General features: G+C 67.8%; 18 protein-coding genes. 13 read left to right on the forward strand and 5 right to left on the reverse strand.

All coding sequences use genetic code 11. The features are described 5' to 3' along the window. Positions 1-78: 78 nt before the first annotated feature. The 7 genes from QTI05_RS06300 to QTI05_RS06330 all read left to right on the forward strand — a co-directional run bounded on the left by QTI05_RS06300 (position 79) and on the right by QTI05_RS06330 (position 7,217). Entirely contained in the window at positions 79-1,593 is a 1,515-nt protein-coding gene (locus QTI05_RS06300; RefSeq protein ID WP_286623461.1) for a sugar ABC transporter ATP-binding protein, read from the forward strand. Next, a complete protein-coding gene (locus tag QTI05_RS06305) occupies positions 1,590-2,678 on the forward strand; it encodes an ABC transporter permease (RefSeq protein WP_286623462.1) in 1,089 nt (362 codons plus the stop codon). Before QTI05_RS06300 ends, QTI05_RS06305 begins: the two co-directional genes overlap by 4 nt. A gap of 31 nt (positions 2,679-2,709) precedes the next feature. Further along, positions 2,710-3,825, forward strand: a complete 1,116-nt coding sequence (locus QTI05_RS06310) for an ABC transporter substrate-binding protein (protein ID WP_286623464.1) — start codon at positions 2,710-2,712, stop codon at positions 3,823-3,825. 157 nt (positions 3,826-3,982) lie between these two features. Next, the gene (locus QTI05_RS06315) at positions 3,983-4,435 is read left to right on the forward strand and encodes a MarR family winged helix-turn-helix transcriptional regulator (protein ID WP_286623466.1); all 453 of its coding nucleotides are present in this window, start codon (positions 3,983-3,985) and stop codon (positions 4,433-4,435) included. 66 nt (positions 4,436-4,501) lie between these two features. Beyond that, positions 4,502-4,927 (forward strand): organic hydroperoxide resistance protein, encoded by a 426-nt coding sequence (locus QTI05_RS06320; RefSeq protein ID WP_286541355.1) that lies wholly within the window; start codon positions 4,502-4,504, stop codon positions 4,925-4,927. A gap of 102 nt (positions 4,928-5,029) precedes the next feature. Beyond that, positions 5,030-6,124 (forward strand): DUF2855 family protein, encoded by a 1,095-nt coding sequence (locus QTI05_RS06325; RefSeq protein ID WP_286623468.1) that lies wholly within the window; start codon positions 5,030-5,032, stop codon positions 6,122-6,124. A gap of 34 nt (positions 6,125-6,158) precedes the next feature. After that, positions 6,159-7,217, forward strand: coding sequence for a serine/threonine protein kinase (locus tag QTI05_RS06330; RefSeq protein WP_286623470.1), 1,059 nt, complete (start codon positions 6,159-6,161; stop codon positions 7,215-7,217). A 7-nt stretch (positions 7,218-7,224) separates the two neighbouring features. Here the strand turns inward: QTI05_RS06330 and htpG are convergent, their stop codons facing one another. After that, positions 7,225-9,195 (reverse strand): molecular chaperone HtpG, encoded by a 1,971-nt coding sequence (htpG, locus tag QTI05_RS06335; protein ID WP_286623471.1) that lies wholly within the window; start codon positions 9,193-9,195, stop codon positions 7,225-7,227. A 300-nt stretch (positions 9,196-9,495) separates the two neighbouring features. On the opposite strand from htpG, the gene QTI05_RS06340 reads away from it, so the two are divergent. The 6 genes from QTI05_RS06340 to QTI05_RS06365 are packed head-to-tail and all read left to right on the forward strand — an operon-like array spanning position 9,496 to position 14,844. Continuing rightward, complete coding sequence (locus QTI05_RS06340) at positions 9,496-10,143, forward strand: hypothetical protein (protein ID WP_286623473.1); 648 nt, start codon at positions 9,496-9,498, stop codon at positions 10,141-10,143. A 29-nt stretch (positions 10,144-10,172) separates the two neighbouring features. Next, complete coding sequence (locus tag QTI05_RS06345) at positions 10,173-10,811, forward strand: hypothetical protein (protein ID WP_286623474.1); 639 nt, start codon at positions 10,173-10,175, stop codon at positions 10,809-10,811. A gap of 40 nt (positions 10,812-10,851) precedes the next feature. After that, positions 10,852-11,496 carry a hypothetical protein gene (locus QTI05_RS06350; RefSeq protein WP_286623475.1) on the forward strand — a complete coding sequence of 215 codons (645 nt, stop codon included), beginning with the start codon at positions 10,852-10,854 and terminating at the stop codon, positions 11,494-11,496. After that, positions 11,493-11,951 carry a hypothetical protein gene (locus QTI05_RS06355; protein ID WP_286623476.1) on the forward strand — a complete coding sequence of 153 codons (459 nt, stop codon included), beginning with the start codon at positions 11,493-11,495 and terminating at the stop codon, positions 11,949-11,951. The genes QTI05_RS06350 and QTI05_RS06355 overlap by 4 nt, the downstream gene beginning before the upstream one ends. After that, a complete protein-coding gene (locus QTI05_RS06360; RefSeq protein WP_286623478.1) occupies positions 11,948-12,763 on the forward strand; it encodes a hypothetical protein in 816 nt (271 codons plus the stop codon). The genes QTI05_RS06355 and QTI05_RS06360 overlap by 4 nt, the downstream gene beginning before the upstream one ends. Next, positions 12,760-14,844 carry an SdrD B-like domain-containing protein gene (locus QTI05_RS06365; RefSeq protein WP_286623480.1) on the forward strand — a complete coding sequence of 695 codons (2,085 nt, stop codon included), beginning with the start codon at positions 12,760-12,762 and terminating at the stop codon, positions 14,842-14,844. The genes QTI05_RS06360 and QTI05_RS06365 overlap by 4 nt, the downstream gene beginning before the upstream one ends. 14 nt (positions 14,845-14,858) lie before the next feature. Here the strand turns inward: QTI05_RS06365 and QTI05_RS06370 are convergent, their stop codons facing one another. From QTI05_RS06370 to QTI05_RS06385, 4 genes are all read right to left on the reverse strand, one after another. Next, positions 14,859-15,902, reverse strand: coding sequence for an ABC transporter substrate-binding protein (locus QTI05_RS06370; RefSeq protein WP_286623482.1), 1,044 nt, complete (start codon positions 15,900-15,902; stop codon positions 14,859-14,861). A 54-nt stretch (positions 15,903-15,956) separates the two neighbouring features. Further along, the gene (locus QTI05_RS06375; protein WP_286623484.1) at positions 15,957-16,298 is read right to left on the reverse strand and encodes a hypothetical protein; all 342 of its coding nucleotides are present in this window, start codon (positions 16,296-16,298) and stop codon (positions 15,957-15,959) included. A 73-nt stretch (positions 16,299-16,371) separates the two neighbouring features. Beyond that, positions 16,372-17,751, reverse strand: coding sequence for a sensor histidine kinase (locus QTI05_RS06380; protein ID WP_286623486.1), 1,380 nt, complete (start codon positions 17,749-17,751; stop codon positions 16,372-16,374). Beyond that, positions 17,748-18,410 (reverse strand): response regulator, encoded by a 663-nt coding sequence (locus tag QTI05_RS06385; RefSeq protein ID WP_286623488.1) that lies wholly within the window; start codon positions 18,408-18,410, stop codon positions 17,748-17,750. Before QTI05_RS06385 ends, QTI05_RS06380 begins: the two co-directional genes overlap by 4 nt. Between the last annotated feature and the right edge of the window lie 28 nt (positions 18,411-18,438).

An 18,438-nucleotide genomic window follows, 5' to 3' on the forward strand; every position in this document is an offset into this window, starting at 1 on the left:
TGCCACACTGCGGGCCACTCGATCGCCCCCGATGACCCTCGAAGTTCTCGACCCACGCTCCGGCGCCGCGGCCCGGCCATGAACGCGCCGTTGCTGCAGTTCCAGTCGGTCAGCAAGCGCTTCGGCGGCACACAGGCCGTGGACAACGTAACGCTCGACGTGCATGCCGGCGAGATCCTCGCGCTGCTCGGCGAGAACGGCGCCGGCAAGTCGACCCTGATCAAGCTGCTCGCGGGCATCTATCCGGCGGATCAGGGCGAGATCCTGTTCGACGGCCGCCCGCAGTCCGACTGGCGGCGCGGCGATCGGCGCGAGCAGCCGGTCGCCTTCATCCACCAGGATCTCGGTCTGGTCGAATGGATGACGGTGGCCGAGAACGTCGGCCTCGGTACCGGCTACCCACGCCGCTTCGGCCTCATCGACTGGTCCGCCGCCAGCGCCATCGCGCGCCGCGTGATGGCGCGAGTGGGCTGCGACATCGACCCCGGTCGGCGCGTTTTTTCGCTCACGCGCGCCGAGAAGTCGCTGCTGGCCATCGGCCGCGCGCTCGAAGTGAAAGCGCGGCTGCTGGTGCTCGACGAGCCCTCGGCCAGCCTGCCGATGAGCGACGTGGACCGCATGTTCGGCGTGCTGCGCGAACTGCGCCGCGACGGCATGGCGATGCTGTACGTGTCGCACCGGCTCGACGAGGTGATGGCCATTTCCGACCGCGCGGCCGTCATGCGCGACGGCAAGCTGGTGGCGGTCAAGACCACGGCGCAAAGCAGTGAACACGAACTGGTCGGGCTGATCGTCGGCAAGGCCCTGTCGGCGTCGGTGGACAAGGCGCCGGCGCCCGCGCGCAGCGAGCCCGTGCTGCAGCTGGACGGCGCCGCCAGCGGCAATGCCGGCCCCTTGAACCTCGCCGTGCATCGCGGCGAGGTGCTGGGGCTGGTCGGCCTGCGCGGCGCGGGCCACGAAGCCATCAGCCGCGCCATCTTTGGCCGTGAGCCGCTGTCGGCCGGCCGCATGCGGCTGCTCGGCAATGCCTGCGACTTCACCAGCCCGGCCGATGCCATCCGCGCCGGCGTGGCCTATGTCGCCGGCGAACGCCTCGAAGAAAACCTGGCCGCGTCGATGACCGTGCTCGAAAACCTGTTTCCCAATGCCGCGCTGCATGGCGACCGCGGCCTGGCGTTCGACCGCCCGCGCCGCGAGAACGACCATGCGCTCGCGCTGATCCGGCGCTTCGACATCAACCCCCCCGCGCCCTCGGCCGAGGTGCAGCAGCTCTCGGGCGGCAACCAGCAGAAGGTGGTGCTGGCGCGCTGGTTCCACCTCGACAAGCCGCTGGTGGTGCTCGAGGAGCCGACCGCGGGCGTGGATGTCGGCGCCAAGCGGCAAATCTACGGGGTGCTGCGCGAGCGTGCGGAGGCCGGCACCGCGCTGATCGTCGTGTCCACCGATTTCGAGGAGATCGCCACCGTCTGCACCCGCGTGCTGGTCTTTCGCGACGGGCTGATCACGGCCGAACTCACGGGCGACGCGATCGCGGTGGAAAGACTTCTGGCATTGGCAGCAGGCGCGGCAACGCGCGAGGAGGTTCGCGCATGAGCAGTTCGATCAAGTCCACGGCGCTGGAGCCCGACAAGTCGCTCGACGGCGAGGCCGTGTCCCTGCTGCAGCGCATCGGCCGCGCGATGCCGGTCTATGGCCTCGTGGTGTTGACGGTGGCACTGGCGCTGCTGTTCTCGGTGCTGCTGCCCGACACCTTTCCCACGCTGTTCAACCTGCGCGCGATCCTGGCCGACAAATCGGTGATCGCGCTGCTCGCGCTGGCTGCCACCATCCCGATGATCACCGGCAAGATCGACCTCACGGTGGGCTATGGCATCGTGCTGTGGCACATCCTCGCGATCAGCCTGCAGACGCAGCTGGGTCTGCCCTGGCCGGCGGCCGTGCTGGTGGTGCTGGCATGCGCGGCACTGTTCGGCGTGCTCAACGGCCTGCTGGTCGAGCTGGCGCAGATCGACTCCTTCATCGCCACGCTGGGCACCGGCACGGTGATCTACGCGGTGGCCATGTGGCACAGCGGCGGGCGGCAGGTGGTGGGCGAATTGCCCGACGGCTTTGTCGGCATTGCGGCCGGCAGCCTGCTGGGCCTGCCCATCGGCGCCTTCTATGTGCTCGCGGTGAGCGTCACGCTGTGGGTGGTCACCGAGTTCACGCCGCTGGGCCGCGCGCTCTACGTGATCGGCGCGAATCCGAAGGCGGCGCAGCTCAATGGCATTTCGGTACGCCGGCATGTGATGGGTGCGTTTGTCGCCTCGGGGCTGCTGTCGGGCTTTGCGGGCGTGCTGCTGGCCTCGCGGCTGCAGATCGGGCAGGCCAGCGTGGGGCTCGAATTCCTGCTGCCGGCGCTGGTCGGCGCCTTTCTCGGCTCCACCACCATCCGCCCCGGCCGCGTGAATGTCTGGGGCACGCTGGTGGGCGTTGCGATTCTCGCCATCGGCATTTCGGGCATCCAGCAGTTCGGCGGCGCCTTCTATGTGGAGCCGCTGTTCAACGGGCTGACGCTGCTGGTGTCCATCGGCATCGCCGGCTGGGCGCAGCAGCGGCGCAACCGTTCGATCAAGCGGCGCATTGCCGAGCGGCAGCTCGACCATGCGGCACCGGTTCCCTCAACCCCGTCGAAATGAAGACGGCCCCCTGCAACCACTGGAGACAAGCATGAAGAAGAGTGTTCTCGCGCGCACGGCGGCCGCCGTGCTGGCCCTGTGCGCCGCAGCCACGCTGACGACCAAGGCGATGGCCGACGATTTTCTCGATGCCGCGAAAAAGAAAGTCGACGTCGCCACCATGACCAAGGAGAAGTGGGACGGTCCCACCACCGGCCCCAAGGCCAGCGCCGGCAAGACCATCGTCTTCGTCGCGGGCGACATGAAGAACGGCGGCATCGTCGGCGTCAGCAAGGGCGTGGAGGAAGCGGGCCGCGCCATCGGCTGGACCGTGCGCGTGATCGACGGACAGGGCACGGTCAGCGGGCGCACCGCCGCGCTCAACCAGGCGCTGGCCGTCAAGCCCGCGGGCATCGTGGTCGGCGGCTTCGACACGACCGAGCAGAAGGCAGCCTTTTCGGGCGCGGCCAAGTCGGGCATTCCGCTGGTCGGCTGGCACTCGGGCGAACAGCCCGGCCCGAACGACAAGGCCGGCCTCTACGCCAACGTGACCACCGTGACCGACGACGTGGCCGATGTCGCCGCCTCGTGGGTGGTGGCCGATTCGGGCGGCAAGGCGGGCGTGGTGATCTTCACCGATTCGCAATACGCCATTGCGCTCTACAAGGCACGCGCGATGGAGGCGGTGATCAAGAAGTGCGGCGGCTGCACCGTGCTGAGCTTCGAGGACAGCCCGATCTCCGAAAGCTCCACCCGCATGCCGCAGCTCACCACCTCGCTGCTGCAGCGCTTCGGCGACAAGTGGACCCATTCGCTGGCCATCAACGACCTGTACTTCGACTTCATGGGCCCCTCGCTCACGGCGGCGGGCAAGAAGGGCGACGGCTCACCCAAGGCCGTGTCGGCCGGCGACGGCTCGGAAGCGGCTTACCAGCGCATCCGCACGCAGCGCTTCCAGGCCGGCACCGTGCCGGAGCCCCTGAACATGCAGGGCTGGCAGATCGTCGACGAGCTCAATCGCGCCTTCAGCAAGGAGAAGTGGTCGGGCTATGTGCCCAAGGTGCACCTCGTGACCGTGGGCAACGTGGGCAAGGACGGCGGGCCGAAGAACGTGTTCGACCCCGACAACGGTTACCGCACGCAGTACAAGACGCTGTGGGGCAAGTGAGGCGCTCGTGAGGCATCGTCGCCCGGCCGGCAGGACCGGCTGGGCGCGGGCTGCCGACAGCCTGCGGGCGGGGGGGCGGTGGAGATCGGAGAACGAGGGTTTCTTTCTACTTCTCAATTAAGTTGCACACAATTTAATTGCCAGCTACAATTCAGCCATGCGCACCGCACCCACCTCCGACGACCTGCTGAAGCTCGACAACCAGTTGTGCTTCGCGGTGTATTCGGCGTCGCTCGCGATGACGCGTCTGTACAAGCCGCTGCTCGAAAAGCTCAACCTCACCTATCCGCAATACCTCGTCATGCTCGCGCTCTGGGAGCGCGACGGGTTGATGGTGTCGGAGCTTGGCACGCAGTTGTCACTTGACTCTGGCACGCTCACGCCGCTGCTCAAGCGGCTCGAGACCAACGGGCTCGTGTCCCGGCTGCGCGACGTGGCAGACGAGCGGCGCGTGCACGTCACGCTCACGCCGGCGGGGCGCAAGCTCAAGGCCCAGGCCGCGAGCGTCCCGGGTTGCCTGCTGGCAGCGAGTCAGTGCTCCATTTCGGAACTGATGGGGCTCACGCGCCAGTTGCAGACGCTGCGCGACCGCGTGAAGGCGGCCGCCTGATTTTTTCCTGTTTCTTTTCCTGTTTCTCTTTCTCTCTCACCACCACTCCAACCAAAGGAAATCACCATGACGACAAAACTCGACAAAGTGCTCTACACCGCCGAAGCCCACACCACCGGTGGCCGCGACGGCGCGGGCAAGTCCAGCGACGGCGCAATCGACGTGCAACTGAGCTCGCCCGGTTCGGGCAAGCCGGGCACCAACCCCGAGCAGCTGTTCGCGGTCGGCTATGCCGCCTGCTTCATCGGCGCGATGAAGGCCGTGGGCCCGAAGATCAGCGTGAAGGTGCCGGACGACGTGGCCATCGACTCCAAGGTTTCCCTCGGCCCGACGAACGGCGGCGCGGCCTACGGCATCTCGGTCAAGCTGGCGATCACGCTGCCGGGCCTGGATGACGCACAGAAGAAGCTGCTGGTCGAAACCGCACACAAGGTGTGCCCCTACTCGAACGCCACGCGCGGCAACATCGACGTCGATCTCGAAATCGTCTGATCCGGCGCCGGGCCCTGCGCCCGAAGCCCGCGGCCGTCGCCGATGCGACGCCCGCGGGCTTTTTTGCATGCGCTTGTCGCGCGGCTGCGCTAAGGTGGGCGCATGAGCACCACCACCCTCCTCATCCGCAAGGACGCGCTCGGCACCACGCGCCTGCACACCACCGAAGACGCACCTCTCGCCGAGGGCCAGGTACGGGTTCGCGTCGAGTCCTTCGCGCTGACCTCCAACAACATCACCTACGCCGCCTTCGGCGCCGCGATGAACTACTGGGGGTTCTTTCCGAGCGCCGAAGAAGGTTTCGGCGTGATTCCGGTGTGGGGCTTCGGCACCGTGGCGCAATCGCTGCATCCCGGCGTGGCGGTAGGCGAGCGGCTGTATGGCTACTTCCCGATGGCGGACCAGGTGGTGCTGCAGCCGGATCGGCTCCGGCCCGACGGCTTCTTCGACGCGGCGCCGCACCGTGCCGAGCTGCACGCGGTCTACAACCGCTACACGCGCTGCAACAAAGATCCGTTCTACACCGCCGACACCGAAGACATCCAGGCGCTGCTGCGGCCGCTGTTCATCACGTCGTGGCTGATCGACGACTTTCTGGCCGACAACGACTTCTTCGAGGCCGACACCATCCTGGTGTCGAGCGCTTCGAGCAAGACGGCCTACGGCACGGCCTTCCAGCTGGCGCAGCGGCCCGGCCTCGAGGTGGTCGGCCTCACGTCGGCAGGCAACAAGCTGTTCTGCGAAAGCCTGGGCTGCTACAGCCGGGTGATCAGCTACGACGAGCTGGAGCTGGTTCCGAGCGACGCGGCGAGCGTGTATGTCGACTTCGCGGGCAATGCGGCGCTGCGGCTCGCCGTCCACACCCGTTTCGTCAACCTGCGCTACAGCAGCTCGATCGGCGGCACCCACGTTGAACAGCTGGGCGGGGCCAAGGACTTGCCGGGCCCGCGCGCCACGCTGTTCTTTGCGCCGGCGCAAATCAAGAAGCGCACCGAGGAGTGGGGCTCAGCCGGCCTTGGCGAGCGCATGCTGAAAGCCTGGACGACCTTCATCGCGCAGGTCACCGACCCGGCGGCGCCCTGGCTGGTGGCCGACCTCCACCGCGGGCCGGAGGCCGTGCAGGTGGCCTACCTCGAAGTGCTGGGCGGCCACGGCCACCCGCGCGTGGGACACATGCTGTCGCTGATCAAGCCGTAGCGGCCGAATGCGGCCGGGCGCGACAATGGCCCGGATGCAACCAGACCAACCCGGCGCCACGCCCGCCTCTCCTGCGCCGTCGTCCACCCACCCATACCAATCGCTCACGCCCGACGTGGTGCTCGACGCCCTGGCCACGCTCGACCTGCACGGCGACGGCCGCTTGCAGGCACTGAGCTCCTACGAAAACCGGGTCTACCAGATCCACCTGGAAGACCGCAGCATCGTGGTCGCCAAGTTCTACCGGCCGGGCCGCTGGAGCGAGGCACAGATCCTCGAGGAACACGCCTTCTCGGCCGAGCTCACCGCGGCCGAAGTGCCGGCCGTGGCGCCGCTCGAACTGAAAGGCGCGACGCTGCACGAACACGCCGGCTTTGCGTTCAGCGTGAGCCCGTACCGCGGTGGCCGCCCGCCCGAGCTGGACGACTTCGAGGTGCTCGAATGGATCGGCCGCTTTCTAGCGCGCATCCACACCGTGGGCGGCAAGCAGCCGTTCGCGACGCGGCCGGCACTCGACCTGCAGAGCTTCGGCATCGCGTCGCGCGACTGGCTGCTGGGCCACGACAAGATTCCGCTCGACGTGCAGGGCCTGTGGGAGAAGCACTGCAACCAGGCGCTCGAGCTGATCGCAGCCACAGCCCTCGCCACGGATGCCAAGGGCGCCTTCGGCACCGAATTCAGGAGCCTGCGCCTGCACGGCGACTGCCACCCCGGCAACATCCTCTGGACACCCACCGACCGCCCCGATGGCGGCCCGCACTTTGTCGACCTGGACGACGCCCGCACCGGTTTCGCGGTGCAGGATCTGTGGATGCTGCTGTCGGGCGAGCGCGCCCAGCGCACCGGACAGCTCAGCGGCCTGCTCGAAGGCTACGAACAGTTCCGCGAGTTCGACCGGCGCGAGCTGGCGCTGATCGAACCGTTGCGCACGCTGCGCCTGATCCACTACAGCGCCTGGCTCGCGCGGCGCTGGCAGGACCCGATCTTCCCGATCAACTTTCCGTGGTTCGGCTCGAGCGACTACTGGAACGGGCAGGTGCAGATGCTGCAAGACCAGTGCGAGGCAATGGAAGAAGCACCGCTGTACTGTTGAAATCCGCTCAAACCAGCAAGGCGTTGACGCGCCGCACGTAGGCGGCCGGGTCGGCCGGCATGCCGCCTTCGGCCAGCAGCGCCTGGTCGAACAGGATGTTGGCCAGGTCGTCGAAGTGCGCCGAGCCTTCGAGCTTCCTGACCAGCGCATGCTCGGCATTCACTTCGAGCACCGGCTTCAGGTCGGGTGCGGGCTGGCCGGCCTGCTTGAGCATGCGTGCGAGCTGCGTGCTCATGCCGCCGTCCTGCACCACGAGGCAGGCGGGTGAATCGACCAGGCGGGTGGTGACGCGCACGTCCTGGGCCTTGTCCTTGAGCGCTTCCTTGAGCTTCTCCAGCAGCGGCTTGAAGGATTCGGCGGCTTCCTCGGCGGCCTTCTTCTCGGCCTCGTCCTGCAGCTTGCCGAGGTCGACCGCGCCCTTGGCCACGCTTTGCAGCGGCGTGCCATCGAACTCATTGAGGTAGTTGAGCGCCCACTCGTCGACGCGGTCGGTCATGAGCAGCACCTCGATGCCCTTCTTCTTGAAGACCTCGAGCTGCGGGCTGTTCTTCGCCGCGGCCATGGTGTCGGCCGTGATGTAGTAGATCGCGTCCTGGCCTTCCTTCATGCGCGCCTTGTAGTCGGCGAAGCCGACGCTCACGCTGTCGCTGGTGGTCGAGGCGAAGCGCAGCAGCTTCGCGATGCGCTCGCGGTTGGCGTGGTCTTCGCCCAGGCCTTCCTTCAGCACCGCGCCGAACTCGGCATAGAACTTCGCGTACTTGCCGGTTTCGTCCTCGGCTGCCGCGTCGTCCTTCTTGTCGGTCACGTCGGTCACCCCCTCTTCGACGGGCGCCGGCGTGGCCTTCTTCGCCAGGTCTTCCAGCATGCCGAGCACGCGCTTGGTACTGCCTTCGCGGATCGCCTTCACGTCGCGGCTTTCCTGCAGCAGTTCGCGGCTCACGTTGAGCGGCAGGTCGGCCGAGTCGATCACGCCCTTGACGAAGCGCAGGTAGCCCGGCATCAGCGCCTCGGCGTCGTCCATGATGAAGACGCGCTTGACGTAGAGCTTGACGCCCGCGCTCTTCTCGCGGTTCCACAGGTCGAACGGCGCCTTGGCCGGGATGTAGAGCAGCTGCGTGTATTCGGTCGAGCCTTCGACGCGGTTGTGGCTCCAGGCCAGTGGCGCCTCGAAATCGTGGCTGATGGCCTTGTAGAACTCGCTGTACTGCTCGGGCGTGATGTCCTTCTTGCTGCGGCTCCAGAGCGCGTTGGCCTTGTTGACCGTTTCCCATTCGCCGGTTTTCACCATTTCGCCGGGCTGGTCGTTCTCGCCCTCTTTCCACTCCTCTTTCTCCATGAGGATCGGCAGCGAGATGTGGTCGGAGTACTTGCCGACGACCGACTTGAGCTTCCAGGCGTTGAGGTATTCCCCGGCACTGTCCTTTTCGTCGTTGCGCAGATGCAGCGTGACGCTGGTGCCGCGCGCCGGGCGGGTGATCACGTCGACCTCGAAGTCGCCGGCGCCGCCGCTCGTCCAGCGCACACCCTCCTCCGCAGGCAAGCCGGCGCGGCGCGATTCCACCGTGATCTTGTCGGCCACGATGAAGCCCGAATAGAAGCCCACGCCGAACTGGCCGATGAGCTGGGCGTCGGCTTTCTGGTCGCCGCTGAGCCTGGCCATGAAGTCCTTGGTGCCGCTCTTGGCGATGGTGCCGAGGTTGTCGATTGCCTCGTCGCGCGACAGGCCGATGCCGTTGTCAGTGATCGTCAGCGTCCTGGCGGCGGCGTCGAAGCTCAGCCGCACGTTCAGATCGGGCTGGTCTTCGTACAGCGCGGGATGGTCGAGCGCCTCGAAGCGCAGCTTGTCGCACGCGTCAGACGCGTTCGAGATCAGCTCGCGCAGAAAGATCTCCTTGTTGGAGTAGAGCGCGTGGGTGACGAGGTGAAGCAGTTGGGCCACTTCGGCCTGGAATGGGAGTTTGGTGCTGGCGCTGGTCATGGGAGGGATGTTTTCAGGGTCGTGGGCCGGCACGGCTGCCGGCCCGGAAGTCAGGTGGTTGCGGCCGCCGCATTTTCAACGGCTGCCGCGGGCTCGTGATTGTCGGGCTTGTGGGCCCGGTAACGATTTCGGGCCGATCTGACGCTCCGGCGCGACAAAGAGCGTGCTTATTTAACAGATGTGAGTCGTAAGTTCACAAAACTGTCTCGATTTGTAGTCTTGCTCTTACATTCCACTTCGCCGACGGATTTTGGCTACGACCTTTGTCCAATTTACAACCCCTTTAAATATAGATTCATCATGAAAAGGCTCCTCCTGGTTTCCGCTCTCGCAGCGCTCGTGTCCCCGATGGCCGCACTGGCCGAGAGCGCCATGGTTGCGCCGGCCGCCGCCGCTGCAACGGCATCTGCGAAGCTCGACTTCCGCATCGTCGTGCCGCGCGTGCTGTTTCTGCAGGTCGGCACCGGCACTAACTTCGTCGCCAACGCCGGCGTCGATCTGATCGACTTCGCAGTGCCGGCCGCCAACGTCGGCGACGGCACGGTCGTGGCGGCCACGGCCGCCAGCGGCAACCTGACCAACGGCGCTGTCACCGTGCGTGTCATGGGCAACGGCGCCAGCACGATCTCGCTCAACTCGGCCACCACCGGCGCCATGAACAATGGCGCGGGCTCGACGGTCGGCTGGAACCGCATCGCGGTGGCTGCTGCCCCGCTGACGGCCGGCACCACGACCGGCTTCAACAACACCGGCATCGCCCACCCCGCCTTCCCCGCCTCGAACACCGGCAACGGCACCGCCACCACGCTGAACGCCACCAACGGCGTAGTGCGCGAAGAAGGCAAGTGGACCTTTACCTACCTGAACCAGGACATCCTCGCAGCCGGCACCTACGGCGGCGTGAACACCAACGCCGGCCGTGTGACCTACACCGCCACGATGCCCTGAGCATCCGCACCACCTGACGCCTGAACGCCATGCGGATCGAAGCGCGGCTGACACTGCTGGCCGCGCTGGCGACCGCGCTGGTGTCGGCCCATGCCGAATCGGATTTCGCCAGTGGGAACGGCGCGTCGCTGACGGCGACCGCGCGACTGGACTTCATCGTCACGATTCCGCGCGTGCTGTACCTGCGGGTCGGCACCGGCACCAGCTTCACGAGCGTCGGTACGGTCAATCTGATCGACATCACGGTGCCGGCGGCGGCGGTCGGTAACGGCGTGGCGGTCGCCGCCACCGGTGGCGACATCGGTGCCGGCGCGGTGACGGTGCGGGTGATGGGCAACGGCGGCAACATCACACTCAACTCCAACACCACCGGCCCGCTCAACAACGGCGTGGCGGCGCAACAGATCGGCTGGAATCGCATCAATGTGGCGAGCGCGCCACTGGCCAGCACGACCAGCGGCTTCAACAACAGCGCAATCCCCCATCCAGCCTTCAATGCCACAGGCGGCGCCGGCACTGCGGTGCTGCTGACCGCCAGCAACAAGATGGTGCAGCAGGAGGGCCAGTGGACCTACAGCTATGCCAACACCGAAGCGGTGGCGGCGGGCACGTATGGCGGCGTGGGTGTCAACAATGGCCGGGTCACCTACACGGCCTCCATGCCATGATCGCCCGCGCAACGGACAATCGCACCCGGTGATACCTCCCATGCTCCTGACGCTCCTGCCCATCCGTCCCGCTTCAGCGTGCGCGCTGGCGCTGTCCGGCCTGTTCGGCTGCAGCGCCGCACAGGCTTACCTGGTGGGCATCGGGGTGGGCACGCGTGCCCTCTACCTGCAGGTTGGCACCGGCACCTTCACCGGCACCTACCAGGGCGGCGGAACGCCGGGCGACAACACGACGATCAACACGGTGACCGCGACGGTCGGCGCGAGCGCGATCGGCAGCGGCGCGCAAACCATGTCGACCAACAGCACGGTCTCCAACAGCCCATACGACAACTTCGCGTTCTGCACCCCGGGCACCGGGCAGGTGTACGTGGGCGGCTTTTATCGCTTGCCGAGCTTGACAGGCGCGAGCGCCACCTTGAGTGTCACGACGCCTCTCAATCTGGTCAACGCCAGCAGCGACACGATCCCGTTCAGCACAATCTCGTGGGTGTCGGGCGGCGCCCAGGACGCCTCCGCCACGATTCCGAGCGGAACCTTCGCCGGCGGCTCGACGCAGACGCTGCTGTCGGTCGCACTCAACAACTGGTTCGAGAGTTGCCTCACCTTCAGCTATGCCAATGCGCAGCTGGCGCCGGCCGGGACCTTCACAGGCCGCGCCACCTACCAATTGGTCGCGCCATGAAGCGGCTCCTTGCGCTGGCGCTGCTTGCCGCCTTGTTTTGGAGCACGGTGCAGGCCGCCACCTACCGCGTCGACGACACCGGCACGGTGGTGAGCCAGCCTGTCACCCCCATGAAATGGCGCCAGCTGGTGCCGTCACGCGGCGGTGACAACACGGTCGAAGGCCAGCTCAACGTGGCGCTGCGCCTGAACCTGGCGAGCTGGCTCAACCGCCCGGCCCGCATCTACATGCTATTGGCGCCGACCGAGGGCGAACAACTCCAGGCCACCTGGCGCACCCAGGGCCGCCTGCTGCCCGGCGCGCTACGCAGCGGCGGCCGCACACTGGTGTACGACGGCCTGGTGCGCGACGCCATCTTGACCGAGACGATCCAGCTCAACCTGGTGGCCGACGGCCGCCTGCTGACGCGCGCGCAATCGCTCCAGTTCTATTTCGAGATCGAGGTATCGCCTTGACCCCCCCTGTGTTTTCGACCGCCTGGTGCCGCCGCGCGCTGCTGGCGCTCAGTCTGGGTGCGCTGTGCCCCGTGGCCTTCGCGCAGTTCGCGTTGGCGGTGTCGCCGCCGCGCTTCGAGCTGGCGGGCAAGCCCGGCACGCCGATCCGCAGCGTGATCGAACTCTCGCAGGTCGACGTTCGTCCGGGCAGCTACACCGTCCGCACAGCCGACTGGACCTTCAAGCCCGATGGCTCGGTCGACTTCATCGACGCACTCGCGCCCGGCAGTTGCCGCCCCTGGGTTGCGATCGAGCGCAAGGAGCTCCTGGTGCCGCCAGGCCGGCCCTATCGCTACCGCTTCGAGGTCACGCCGCCGGCCGATGCGACGCCGACGGAGTGCCGCTTCGCGGTTCTGATCGAAGGCAAGGAGCAGGCCGCGGGGCCCGGCGTGCCGATCGCGCTTTCGGCCCGCGTCGGCGTGATCGTCTACGTGGCGATCGGCGACGTGAAGCCCGTGCTCAGCGTGGTCGGCAGCGTGGTGCAACCGGTCAACGGCCAGCCGGTGCCGACCCTCAAGGTGCGCAACGACGGCACCGCGCACGGCCGGCTCAGCGGTTTTCTGAGCGGCACCGATGCCAGCGGCACGGCGCTCGAGTTCACCGCCGCCACCTCGCCGATCCTGCCCGGCGAGACGCGCGACATCGCGCTCAGCGCCACGCGCCCGGGCAACATCGACGCGCAGGTGCAGGTGCGCTTTCCGGTCACCGTGCGCGGCAAGCTTGAATGGGGTGAATCCGGCTCGATCACCGTCGACCAGCGCTTCGCCCCATGAAATGCCGGCTGATCGGGTGCGCGCTCGGCATGCTCGGCGCGGGCACTGCGCTGAGCAGCCACGCCGCGGAGCCGGCACCGGCGGCCTATGAAGACCGGCTGCTCGAGAGCGGGCCGCAGGCCACGCTCGACGAGCCGGACGACCAGGCGCCTGACACCGGCTGGCCGCGCGGCGGCAGCGTCGAGCTGCAATCGCTGCGGCAAAGCGGCGGCCTCACGGACACACGCAACGAAACGCTCAAGCTCGAAGGCCACCTCGACACGCCGAACTACGGCGCGTTTTCGGCCAACCTGAACATCAACCGTTATCGCAACCCCGTCACCGCCTACGACCTGTCGGGCCAGACCGGCAATCTCTACAGCCTGTCCTACCGCAACGGCAACACGGGCCGCATCGACCAGCGCGCCATGCCGTTCAACAACGGCTGGTTCGCCAACAGCAGCATCGGCGACATCAACACCGCCGCCACGCCGATGTCGCGCGGCATCGGGCGCGTCTACCTGCCCTCGCTGCCGATCGAAGGCTTTTCCACCAGTTTCGAGCGCGGCGGCAGCACCGTGCTGAATGCCTCGGCCGGCCGTCTCGGCTACTTCGATGGGCTCACGTCGCAAGGCTTCACGCTGGGGCGCGGCAGCGTTGCGACCTTCGGCGCGCAGCAGCAGATCACGGGCCCCGAAACACAGCTCGGCATCGGCCGCACCGACGCGGCCTTCCAGTGGGTCGAGACCCGCAACGTCAACCAGAACGGCCTGTCCGGCTACGCGCAGGACTCCCAGTCGTTCTGGGGCGCGGTGTCCTGGCAGGGCGTGGCGCCGTGGGCCGACTCGCTCGGCCCGGGCATCGGCCCGGTGCAGGAGCGGCCCGGCGGGCTGCGCGTGCAGGCCAACTACGCGCACAGCGCGGGCAAGCCTTCCTATGCCGGCTCGCTCGCGCCGACCGATTCGGCCAACGGCTTCTGGGTCGATTCGAGCTGGCGCAGCAACTGGGCGCAGCAGGGCGCAAGCGTGTTCTATTTCGACCCGTCATTGCGTTGGGGCAGCAACCCGATCGCGGGCGACCTGCGCGGCGCGAGCTGGCGCGCGGACGTGTCGACACGGCAATGGCAGCTCGGCGGCAATGTCGAGGTCAGCGAGAGCGTGAGCGGCTTGCAGGGGCGCTCGCTGTTCGGCAACCTGTTCGGGCGCTACCGCTTCGACTCGCGCGATGCGCTGTCCGGTACCGTGGCCGCACGCACCGGCACGGCGGCCGCGCAATCGCTGCAGCTCACCTGGGAGCACATCTCGCCGCAATGGGGCCAGAGCCAGTGGCGCGCCGATGTGGCGAACGGCCGCGACCAGCGGGTGGTGCGCCTGGGCGTCGACCATGCCTGGGCCGTGGGCGAATCGCAATCGCTCTCGACCACGCTGGCATTCGAGCAGTCGATGCAGTCCAGCGTCACTTCGCGCTCGGTGATCTGGGGCGTGCTGGGCAGCATGCCCTTCCTCGCCGGGGGGCGTGTCGACCTGAGCCTGCGCGGCAGCAACGGCATCGGCGACAACAGCAGCAAGTTCCTGAACGCGAATGCGCGCGTGAGCTGGCCGCTCGGCGGCGGCTGGTCGTTCATCGCGCAGTACACGGCGGCGCGCGGGCAGGAATCGCTCAACCCGGCCGTGGTGTCGGCCCTCACCACCGCCACGCAGGCACCGATCCTCACGCTGCCGTCGAGCCGCACGATGCAGATCGCGCTGCGCTGGGAAGCGCGTGCGGGCAGCGCCAGCGCGCCGATCGGCGGCGGCGCCGGTGCCGGTTCCGGCCGCCTCGAAGGCCATGTGTACTTCGACCAGGACAACAACGGCAAGCGCGAGGCCAGCGAGGGCGGCGTGCCCAATGTCACGGTGATGCTGAACCGCCGCTACGTGGCGCGCACCGATGCGCAGGGCTACTACAGCTTTCCGTCGGTGGCCGCCGGCAGCTACCAGATCGAGGTGGTGCCGGACAACCTGCCGCTGCCGTGGACACCCGCAGCACGCGAGGGCGTGCCGGTGCAGGTGTACGTGCGGGGCACCGCGACCGCCGACTTCGCGGTTCGACGCGACCGCTGAAGACGCGGCGCCGTTCAGCGCGGCTGCGACTCCACCTCCCGGGTCCAGCGCTCGATCAGCCGCCGGCGCTCGGCCGCCTTGCCGTACTTCTCGAAGTCGTACTTGATGAGCTTGACGCCGTCGGAGGACGGGATGCGCGAATCGGGCTTGAAGGTCTTGTTGGCGGGCGTCTGGAAGCTGCCGGCCTTGGCGCCGATGGCCTGACCGGCCGGGCTCATGAGCCAGTCATAGAACTTCACGGCATTGGCCTTGTTGCGCGCGCCCTTCACGAGGGCAATGCCGCCAATCTCGTAACCGGTGCCTTCGCAAGGCGATGCAGTCTTGACCGGAAATTTCTCGTAGCGCCACTTCTCGAAGCCGAACAGGAAACTCACGCCGATGCCGACTTCACCCTTCGCCACGTTGGGTGCCTGGGCCTGGCCGCTGCGGGTGTAGGTGTTGGTGTTCCGGTGCAGCTTTTTCAGGTAGTCGAACGCCGCGTCTTCGCCCATCTGCTGCACCAGGCCCGCGATGATGGTGTAGGCCGTTCCGCTGGTCGCAGGGTGCGAAATCTCGATCTCGCCCTTGTACTCGGGCTTGACCAGATCGGCCCAGCACTTGGGCTCGGCCAGCTTCTTCTTCTTGAGCACGTCGGTGTTGAAACCGAAGCCGATGGTGCTGGTGTAGAAGCCGCCGACCTGGTTGCCGCTCATGGCGTACTGGCGCACCGCCCAATCGTGCAGGTCGTTGATGTAGGCCGGCCGGTAGGCATCGAGCAGGCCCTGCTCGGCCGCCTGTAGGAACGGATCGCCGGTGCCGCCCCACCAGATGTCGGTCTTGGGGTTCGCCGCTTCGGCGCGAAGCTGCGCGCCGATTTCGCCGGTGCCCTTGTGCGCCTGGTTCACCTTGATGCCGGTCTCGCGCGTGAACGTCGCCGCGGCCATTTCGCACCAGCCGGCGTCGGTGCTGCACAGTGCATTGATGGTGCCCTGCTGAGCCTGGACGCTCAGGGGAAAAAGCGCGCCGGCGCCCGCCAGTGCGGCGCAGGCAGCGATGGTCTTGATGGAAAAGGTGTGCACGGGGGTTCTCCTGACGGCCTGGTGGATCCAGGCCGCAGGATAGCCCGTGCAGCATCATTCGCCGGTGCCGCCAGTGGGCATGGGCAGCGCCGTCGACTGCCCGATGGCTTCGGTGCCGCTGGCATGCGAGGCGGCCACGGCGCCCTGGTAGACGTCGTCGGACGACACTTGCGAAGCCATCGCCGGTGCACCGGTTGACTGGCCGATCGCCTCTGTGCCGGTTGCGTGCGCGGCCGCCACGGCACCGGCCTGCACCTCTGCGCTTTCCGGCGAGTTCATCTGCAGCGGGTGGTAGTCGGAACCGTCGGTGGTGTCGGCCATGGCAGTGAGCGGGCCGACGGCGGCGGCGAGCATGACGAAACCGCTGGCAGCAAGGAATTTGAGGGATGCGTTCATGGCAGGTCTCCTGGACAGTGATTGAGGTGCAACAACTCTAGGCAATGGGTCTGAGCCCGGCATGAGCAAAGACTTAGGCCGGAATGAGCAGGTGCACACGGGCGACCAGGCCGCTCAGGCTGCCGCTGCGCTCGCCGTCCTGCTGCCGGTCGCGCAGCTCGATGCGCACGCCCTGTCGCGCTGCCGCGGCTTGCGCGATCGCCAGGCCAAGGCCGCTGCCACCCGGCGACGCGCCCGGCACGCGAAAGAAGCGGTCGAACACGCGGCTGCGCCATTCGGGCGCGATGCCGGGGCCGTTGTCGACCACATCGACCACCGCACGGCCATCGACCGCATGCACGTGCACATCGACCGTGCCGCCTTCGGGCACATGGCGCAGTGCGTTGTCGATCAGGTTGTCGAACACGCAGCGCAGGTCACCGGCCGACGCCGTGAGCACCGGCGCGATGGCGCCCTCGAAGCCGACATCGACGCGGCGCTGGTCGGCCAGCACCATGCGCTGGCCCAGGCTCTCGCGCAGCAGCGCCGTCACATCGACCGGCTCGCGCACCGCGTCGTCTCCGGGTGCCTCCTGCCGCGACAGGCTCAGCAGCTGCTCGATCAGGTGCTGGGCGCGCAGCACGCCCGCTTCGAGCTGCGCAAAGCGTTCGTCCGCGGCGCCGGCCGGTACATGCGCGCGCAGGTTCTCGACCTGCAGGCCGATTGCGGTCATGGGCGTGCGCAGCTCGTGCGCTGCATCCTGCACGAAGCGGCGCTGGTTGGCGAAGGCATCGCGCAGCCGCGCCAGCAGGCTGTTGAAGGCGGCCACCAGCGGGTCGATCTCGTCGGGCACCCGCGCCAGCGTCAGCTCGGACAAGCTGCGTTCGTCCCGCGCGGCCACCTCGCGCGCCGCCCCGCGCAGGGCGCGCGAAGCGGCCGACACGATCAACCACAACACCAGCAGCGTGGCCGGCAGCAGCAGCGCCACCGGCAGCCCCTCGAGCAGCGCGCGCCGCGCGATGCGATGGCGACGGAACGCCTCGCTCTGGATCACCTGCACGCGCAGCCGCGCGGCATGCCGGTCGTCGGGCAACGCAGCGGTGTAGACGCGCCAGGTTTCGGCGTCGCCCGCGCCGCTGCGCACATCCGCAAAGCCGGCCGCCGGCTGCAGCGGCACGACCGCCGGCGCAAAGGCGCTGGAAAGCAGCGTGCCACCGTCGCCGCTCCAGACCTGCACGACGAAGGCGCCACGCGTGGCCACATCGTCCGGCCCCAGCGTCTGCAGTTGCGCAGGCTTGCGGTTGGCCGCATACGACTCGGCCACCAGTCGCATCTGGTCATCCATGAAGGTGTGAACCAGCCGTCCATAGGCGCCATACGACAACCAAGCCGTGAGCCCTGCGGCCAGCACGTGCAGCGTGACCAGCCCCAGCAGCAACCGCCTGCGCAGCGAATAGCGGCCACCGCCCTTCACGGCGCAACGACGACGCGCCAGCCAAGCCCCCGCACGTTGCGGATCGCGTCGGGCCCGATCTTGCGGCGCATGCCGTGGATCAGCACATCGACCGCGTTGCTCGTGACCTCTTCGCCCCAGCCGTAGATGCGGTTCTCGAGCTGCTCGCGCGAGAGGATCGCGCCCGGGCGCTCCAGCAGTGCATGCAGCAAGGCGAACTCGCGCGCCGTAAGCGCATCGCGCGTGCCGTTCTGCAGCACTTCGCGCGTGGTCAGGTCGAGCTGCAGTGCGCCAGTGCCGATCAGCGAATGGGCCGCACCGGCGCGCCGCCGCACCACGGCCCGCATGCGCGCCAGCAGTTCACGAAACGCAAAGGGCTTGAGCAGGTAGTCGTCGGCGCCGAGGTCGAGGCTGTGGATGCGCTCTTCGAGCCCGTCGCGCGCCGTGAGCACAAGCACCGGGGTCGCGTCGCCGCATTCGCGTGCGCGGCGCAGCACCTCGTTGCCGTCCTGCCCCGGCAGGCCGAGGTCGAGCAGCGCGCAGGCATAGCCCCCATCGCTCAGCGCACTCTGCGCCAGCATGCCGTCGCGCACCCAGTCGACCGACCAGCCCGCTCCCTCGAGCGCCTGCTGCAGGCTGCGCCCGATCATCTCGTCGTCTTCCACCAGCAATGCGCGCAAAGTGACTCCTCGGCTGCGCGAGGCTACG

This window comes from Variovorax fucosicus (genome assembly GCF_030316825.1).
Lineage (GTDB): Bacteria > Pseudomonadota > Gammaproteobacteria > Burkholderiales > Burkholderiaceae_C > Variovorax > Variovorax fucosicus.

Excerpts from the sequence above, each read along its gene's own strand:
- QTI05_RS06345 (WP_286623474.1), top strand. The coding sequence starts at position 10,173 with ATGCGGATCGAAGCGCGGCTGACACTGCTGGCCGCGCTGGCGACCGCG.
- QTI05_RS06365 (WP_286623480.1), top strand. The coding sequence starts at position 12,760 with ATGAAATGCCGGCTGATCGGGTGCGCGCTCGGCATGCTCGGCGCGGGC.
- htpG (WP_286623471.1), bottom strand. The coding sequence starts at position 9,195 with ATGACCAGCGCCAGCACCAAACTCCCATTCCAGGCCGAAGTGGCCCAA.
- QTI05_RS06315 (WP_286623466.1), top strand. The coding sequence starts at position 3,983 with ATGCGCACCGCACCCACCTCCGACGACCTGCTGAAGCTCGACAACCAG.
- QTI05_RS06305 (WP_286623462.1), top strand. The coding sequence starts at position 1,590 with ATGAGCAGTTCGATCAAGTCCACGGCGCTGGAGCCCGACAAGTCGCTC.
- QTI05_RS06300 (WP_286623461.1), top strand. The coding sequence starts at position 79 with ATGAACGCGCCGTTGCTGCAGTTCCAGTCGGTCAGCAAGCGCTTCGGC.
- QTI05_RS06320 (WP_286541355.1), top strand. The coding sequence starts at position 4,502 with ATGACGACAAAACTCGACAAAGTGCTCTACACCGCCGAAGCCCACACC.
- QTI05_RS06375 (WP_286623484.1), bottom strand. The coding sequence starts at position 16,298 with ATGAACGCATCCCTCAAATTCCTTGCTGCCAGCGGTTTCGTCATGCTC.
- QTI05_RS06350 (WP_286623475.1), top strand. The coding sequence starts at position 10,852 with ATGCTCCTGACGCTCCTGCCCATCCGTCCCGCTTCAGCGTGCGCGCTG.
- QTI05_RS06330 (WP_286623470.1), top strand. The coding sequence starts at position 6,159 with ATGCAACCAGACCAACCCGGCGCCACGCCCGCCTCTCCTGCGCCGTCG.
- QTI05_RS06325 (WP_286623468.1), top strand. The coding sequence starts at position 5,030 with ATGAGCACCACCACCCTCCTCATCCGCAAGGACGCGCTCGGCACCACG.
- QTI05_RS06355 (WP_286623476.1), top strand. The coding sequence starts at position 11,493 with ATGAAGCGGCTCCTTGCGCTGGCGCTGCTTGCCGCCTTGTTTTGGAGC.
- QTI05_RS06340 (WP_286623473.1), top strand. The coding sequence starts at position 9,496 with ATGAAAAGGCTCCTCCTGGTTTCCGCTCTCGCAGCGCTCGTGTCCCCG.
- QTI05_RS06310 (WP_286623464.1), top strand. The coding sequence starts at position 2,710 with ATGAAGAAGAGTGTTCTCGCGCGCACGGCGGCCGCCGTGCTGGCCCTG.